General features: G+C 66.7%; 5 protein-coding genes. All 5 read right to left on the bottom strand.

Annotated features, from left to right (window positions below):
• Positions 1-169 precede the first annotated feature (169 nt).
• Entirely contained in the window at positions 170-1123 is a 954-nt protein-coding gene (ispH, locus tag HR9077_RS16960) for a 4-hydroxy-3-methylbut-2-enyl diphosphate reductase (RefSeq protein WP_136068402.1), read from the bottom strand.
• 67 nt (positions 1124-1190) lie between these two features.
• Positions 1191-1640 carry an FKBP-type peptidyl-prolyl cis-trans isomerase gene (gene fkpB / locus HR9077_RS16955; protein WP_136068400.1) on the bottom strand — a complete coding sequence of 150 codons (450 nt, stop codon included), beginning with the start codon at positions 1638-1640 and terminating at the stop codon, positions 1191-1193.
• A 43-nt stretch (positions 1641-1683) separates the two neighbouring features.
• Positions 1684-2211, bottom strand: a complete 528-nt coding sequence (lspA, locus tag HR9077_RS16950; protein WP_458692928.1) for a signal peptidase II — start codon at positions 2209-2211, stop codon at positions 1684-1686.
• Between the two features lies 1 nt (position 2212).
• Complete coding sequence (ileS, locus tag HR9077_RS16945; RefSeq protein WP_136068398.1) at positions 2213-5053, bottom strand: isoleucine--tRNA ligase; 2841 nt, start codon at positions 5051-5053, stop codon at positions 2213-2215.
• Positions 5054-5063: 10 nt separating this feature from the next.
• Positions 5064-6128, bottom strand: a complete 1065-nt coding sequence (ribF, locus tag HR9077_RS16940; RefSeq protein ID WP_136068396.1) for a bifunctional riboflavin kinase/FAD synthetase — start codon at positions 6126-6128, stop codon at positions 5064-5066.
• Between the last annotated feature and the right edge of the window lie 66 nt (positions 6129-6194).

Below are 6194 nucleotides of genomic sequence, written 5' to 3'. Positions count from 1 at the left end.
CGGGCACCACCTTGGCAATGGCATCGATGGCATTGCTGAAATGCATGGACCTTTCCCTGTCAGTGTACCTGACAGGGAAAGGTCTCATGATCAGCTTATTGAAGGTAGGCTTAACTGACTGGCATTAGAGCATATGCCCGACTTTTCAACGTTCGAAGAGGGAGATAACTCAGCCGCTGACGATGACCTGCTCTCTCAGCTCCTTCGGCATGGAGAAGGTAATGTTCTCCTCGCGGCCCTCGAGTTCTTCCGGGACTTCGGCGCCCAGCGCGCGCAGCCGCTCGATCACGCCCTTGACCAGCACCTCGGGGGCGCTGGCGCCGGCGGTGATGCCGATGCGCGCGACACCCTCCAGCCACGCCGGCTCGATCAGGCTGGCGTCGTCGATCAGCCTGGCCGGCGTGCCCATGCGCTCGGCGAGTTCGCGCAGGCGGTTGGAGTTGGAGCTGTTGACGCTGCCCACCACCAGCACCAGATCCGAGTCGGCGGCCAGCTCGCGCACCGCGTCCTGACGGTTCTGGGTGGCGTAGCAGATGTCGTCCTTGCGCGGTCCCTGGATGGCCGGGAACTTGTCGCGCAGGGCATCGATCACCCGCGCGGTATCGTCCATCGACAGTGTCGTCTGGGTGACGAAGGCCAGCCGCTCGGGGTCCTTGACCTCGAGGGCGGCGACATCGGCCTCGTCCTCGACCAGGTAGACGGCGCCGCCGTGCGAGGTGTCGTAGCGGCCCATGGTGCCCTCCACCTCGGGGTGGCCGGCATGGCCGATCAGAATGCACTCCTGGCCGCGCTTGGCGTAGCGCAGGACTTCCATGTGCACCTTGGTGACCAGCGGACAGGTGGCGTCGAAGATCTTCAGCCCGCGGCGCTCCGCTTCCTGCTGGACGGCGCGCGACACCCCGTGAGCCGAGAAGATCACCGTGACGTCGTCGGGCACCTCGTCGAGTTCGTCGACGAAGATCGCCCCGCGCTCGCGCAGCGAATCGACCACGAAGCGATTGTGCACGACTTCGTGGCGCACGTAGATGGGCGGGCCCAGCACGTCGAGCGCCCGGTTGACGATATCGATCGCCCGATCGACGCCCGCGCAGAAGCCGCGGGGATTGGCCAACTTGATCTGCATGTCTGCCTCGCTCGATACGCGCGGTATCAATGGCGGTGTATGTCTATGAAAAGCGCTACGCGACGGTTCAGTGGGTCGTCGCCGGCCGCACCTCGATCACCTCGACGTCAAAGGTCAGGGTACGCCCCGCCAGCGGGTGATTGAAGTCCACCTCGACGCGCTTGTCGCCGATCTCGGCGATCACCCCCGGCAACTCGCCGCCCGCCGGGTCGGCGAACGACATCACCAGGCCCTCCTCCAGCTCGTCGGTGCCTTCGAAACTGTCGCGCGGCAACGACTGGATGTTCTGCGGGTTGTGCTGGCCGAAGGCGTGCTCAGGGGAGATCGTGTAGCTGCCGGTCTCGCCGTCGGTCAGGCCCGTCAGCGGCGCCTCGAAACCCGGCGGCAGGTTGCCGTCGCCGACCTGAAACGTTGCCGGCTGCTTGTCGCGGGTGGAATCGACCACCGTGCCGTCCTCGAGCTTTAGGGTGAAGTGCAGGGTGACTTCCATGCCCTCGCCGATCCGGTATTCACTCATCTCATCGCGCTCCGCTTTGCATATTCGGCCACATTGGGGAGTATCAGGCCTTTTGACGCCGGGCATCACGCAGGGTTTCGAGAATCAGCCCGATCGCCCCCAGGGTGATGGCCGTGTCGGCCAGGTTGAAGGCGGGGAAGTAGTTGTTTCCCCAGTGGAAGGAGAGAAAATCCACCACGTAACCATGCACCAGGCGATCGTAGAGATTGCCCAGCGCGCCGCCGATGATCAGCGCCAGCGAGCCGGCCAGCAGCACCTCGCCGCTTTTCAGCCGGGTCAGCCAGATGCTCAGGCCGACGCTGGCGCCCACCGCGAGCAGCGCGAACAGCCAGCGTTGCCAGCCATCGTGGGTGGCCAGAAAGCTGAACGCCGCGCCCATGTTGTGCAGCAGCGTCAGGTTGAAGACCGGCAGCACCTCCACCGGCTGGCCGTAGCTCAGCAGGCTGCTGGCGAGCGCCTTGCTGCCCAGGTCGAGCACCACGACCAGCAGCGACAGCCACAGCCAGCGCAACGGCCGGCGCATCGGCGCCGCCTGCTGGTCGCCCTCGGCCGTATCCGGCTCAGGCCGCATGTCAGGCATAATGCCGCGCCTCCCCGGGGCCGTCCGGCAGGTTGCTGATGCAGCGACCGCACAGGTCCGGGTGCTCGGCGTGGCTGCCGACATCCGGGCGATGCTGCCAGCAACGCTCGCACTTGGCGTGGGCGCTGGGCGCGACCGCGACCCGCAACCCCTCGAGTTCGCTGGTCTCGGCCTGCGCCGCGCCGCCAGCGTCCCGGGAGGCCAGATGCACCTCGCTGGTCAGCAGCACGAAGCGCAGTTCGTCGCCCAGCCGGCCCAGCGTCTCTCGCAGCTCGTCGCTGGCGTAGAGGGTGACCTCGGCGGCCAGGCCGTTCTTGATCTGCTTGGCGTTGCGCGCGTCCTCCAGGCACTTGTTGACCGCCTGCTTGACCTGCAGCACCCGCTCCCAGAAGTCGCGGCCGAACTCGGCGCCCTCGTCGAGCGTGGCCAGCCCGGTGTAGAAGCGCTCCAGCAGCACGCTGTCGCGGCGCTCGCCGGGGATGTGCTCGTAGACCTCCTCGCCGGTGAAACTCAGGATCGGCGCGATCCAGCGGGCCAGCGCCTCGACCACGTGATAGAGCGCGGTCTGGCAGCTGCGCCGGGCCAGGGAATCGGCCTGGGTGGTGTACTGGCGATCCTTGATCACGTCGAGGTAGAAACCGCCCAGCTCCCGCGCACAGAAGGTGTGCACCTGCTGATAGACATCGAGGAAGCGGTATTCCTCGTACGCCTGCTCGATACGCACCTGCAACTGGGCGGCCCGATCGACCACCCACTGATCCAGCGCCAGCATGTCGCCGAAGGCGATGGCGTCGCGCGCCGGGTCGAAGCCGTTGAGATTGGCGAGCAGGAACCGCGAGGTGTTGCGGATGCGTCGGTAGACGTCGGCGGTGCGCTTGAGGATCTCGTCGGAGACCGCCATCTCGCCGGAGTAATCGGTGGAGGCGACCCACAGCCGCAGGATGTCGGCGCCGAGCTTGTCCATCACTTCCTGCGGGGCGATCACGTTGCCCAGCGACTTGGACTGCTTGCGGCCCTTCTCGTCCACGGTGAAGCCGTGGGTCAGCAGTTCCTTGTAGGGCGCATGACCGTCGATAGCGGCACCGGTGAGCAGCGAGGAGTGGAACCAGCCGCGGTGCTGGTCGGAGCCTTCCAGGTACAGGTCGGCGATCGGTCCTTCGGCGTGGCCGTGAGGGTGCGAGCCGCGCAGCACGTGGCGATGGGTGGTGCCGGAATCGAACCACACGTCGAGGGTATCGGTGACCTTCTCGTAGTCGCCGGCCTCGGCGCCCAGCAGCTCGACGGGGTCGAGACGGAACCAGGCGTCGATGCCCTCCTGTTCTACGCGCTTGGCGGCTTCCTCCATCAACTCGAGAGTACGCGGGTGCAGCTCGCCGGTAACCTTATGCAGGAAGAAGGGAATCGGCACGCCCCAGTTCCGCTGGCGCGAGATACACCAATCCGGGCGGTTGGCGATCATGCTGTGCAGGCGCGCCTTGCCCCAGGCCGGGGTAAAAGCGGTTGCCTCGACGCCCTCCAAGGCCTTATCGCGCAGCGTGCGGCCGTCCTTGCCCGCCACGTCCATGCCCACGAACCACTGGGCGGTGGCGCGGTAGATCACCGGCGTCTTGTGCCGCCAGCAATGCATGTAGCTGTGGGTGATCTTGTGGTGGGCCAGCAGCGCACCGGCCTCCTCGAGCTTGGCGACGATCTGCGGATTGGCCTTCCAGATCATCTGGCCGCCGAAGAACGGCAGATCATCGACATAGACGCCGTTGCTCTGTACCGGGCTCTCGATCTCATCGAAGCTCATGCCGTGGGCACGGCAGGTCACGAAATCGTCCATGCCGTAGGCCGGTGCCGAATGGACGATACCGGTGCTGCCCTCGTCGGCGCCCACGTAATCGGCCAGGTAGACCGGCGAGCGGCGATCGTAGAAGGGGTGGCGGAACTCGATCAGGTCCAGCGCCTCGCCCTGGGCAGTGGCGATCACTTCGCCATGCAGACCGAAGCGCTCCAGGCAGCTCTCGACCAGATCCTCGGCCAGCAACAGCAGGCGATCGCCGACATCGACCAGCGCGTAGCTGAACTCCGGATGCACGTTGAGCGCCTGGTTGGCGGGGATGGTCCACGGCGTGGTGGTCCAGATCACCGCCGCGGCGGGCTTGGCCAGCGCGCTCAGCCCGAACGCCGCGGCCAGCTTGGCGTCGTCGGCACTGGCAAAAGCCACGTCGATGGCGTCGGATTGCTTGTCGGCGTACTCGACCTCGGCCTCGGCCAGCGCCGAGCCACAATCGAAGCACCAGTTGACCGGCTTGAGGCCCTTGAAGACGTAGCCCGCCTCGACCATGTCGGCCAGCGCGCGGATCTCACCCGCCTCGTTGACGAAGTCCATGGAGCGGTAGGGGTTGTCCCAGTCGCCGATCACACCCAGCCGGATGAAACCCTGGCGCTGATCCTCGATCTGCGCGGCGGCATACTCGCGGCACAGCGCGCGGGCCTGCTCGGGCTCGAGATGTTTGCCGTGGGTAGTCTCGACCTTGTGCTCGATGGGCAGGCCGTGGCAGTCCCAGCCCGGCACATAGGGTGCATCGAAGCCGGCCAGGTTCTTCGACTTGACGATGATATCCTTGAGAATCTTGTTGAGCGCATGCCCCAGATGAATGCTGCCGTTGGCGTAGGGAGGGCCGTCGTGGAGCACGAAGGATTCGCGCCCCCGGCCGGCCTCGCGCAGCCGCTGGTAGAGATCGAGCTCCTGCCAGCGCGCGAGGCGCGCCGGTTCCCGCTTGGGCAGATTGCCGCGCATCGGGAAATCGGTTTCTGGCAGGTTGAGGGTGTGCTTGTAGTCGCTCATAGCCTTGGAGTCAGCCGTCGTCGTTGTCGGCGGCTCCGGCCGCCGGGGATTCGGAATTCGCCGGCATCGCCGCCAGCGGCGCCGATGCCAGAAAGGAGTGCCACGTCGCGTCGTCCGCCGCGCCCGGCGAGGCGTCGCCCGGCAGCGCGATGTCGCGGAAATAGTCCCGCGCCCGCGCCTGGTCGCGATGAATCTGGCGCTTGAGCGCCTCGAGCCCATCGAAGGTCAGTTCGCCGCGCAGTCGCGCGCAGGGCACCACCGAGATGCGCTGGCCGTAGAGATCGCCATCGAAGTCGAACAGATGGACTTCGAGCACCGGGCGCGGCGTGCCCACCGTCGGCCGCCAGCCGATATTGGCGACGCCCGTGAACTCGCGACCATCGGCGAGCCGGGTGAGCACGGCATACACGCCGCGCAGCGCCATCGGCCCGGGCAGCAGCGGCAGGTTGGCGGTGGGCACGCCGATCGTGCGACCCAGTTGCCGGTCGCGCACCACGCGCCCCGCCAGCCGATAGGGCCGCCCCAGCATGCGCCGGGCCTGGGCGAAGTTGCCGCTGGCCAGCAGCGTGCGTACCCGCGAGCTCGATACCCGCTCGTCGTCGAGCGCGAAGGTGCGGGTATGCTCGACGGCGAAGCCGCGTGCCTCGCCAACCTCGCGCAGCAGCGCGAAATCGCCGACCCGGTCGCAACCGAATCGAAAATCGTCGCCCACCACCAGATGACGGACGCCCAGCCCGCCGATCAGCACGCGATCGATGAACTGATGCGCGGTGAGACTCCTCAACGCCTCGTTGAACGGCAGGCAGACCACCCGCTCGGCACCGTACTCGGCGAGCAGCCGCACCTTGTCGCGCAACCGGGTGAGGCGCGGCGGCGCCTGATCGCCGGCGAAATATTCGCGGGGCTGCGGCTCGAATATCACCACCGTCACCGGCCGCCCCAGCGCGGCGGCGCGATCGCGCAGCTGATCGAGGATCGCCTGATGCCCGCGGTGCACGCCATCGAAGTTGCCGATGGTCGCCACGCTGCCCCGGTGCTCCGCCGTCAGGTTGTGCAAGCCGCGAATCAGTTCCATAGGTCCTTCAATATTCCGAGAGAGGTCCGTCACGCACCGGGAAAGCCTTCGATTATAACGAAGGGG

The organism is Modicisalibacter radicis (genome assembly GCF_900961225.1).
Taxonomy (GTDB): domain Bacteria; phylum Pseudomonadota; class Gammaproteobacteria; order Pseudomonadales; family Halomonadaceae; genus Modicisalibacter.
Note: the sequence above shows the minus strand (reverse complement) of the source record. Positions and strands in the feature narration are given on the sequence as shown.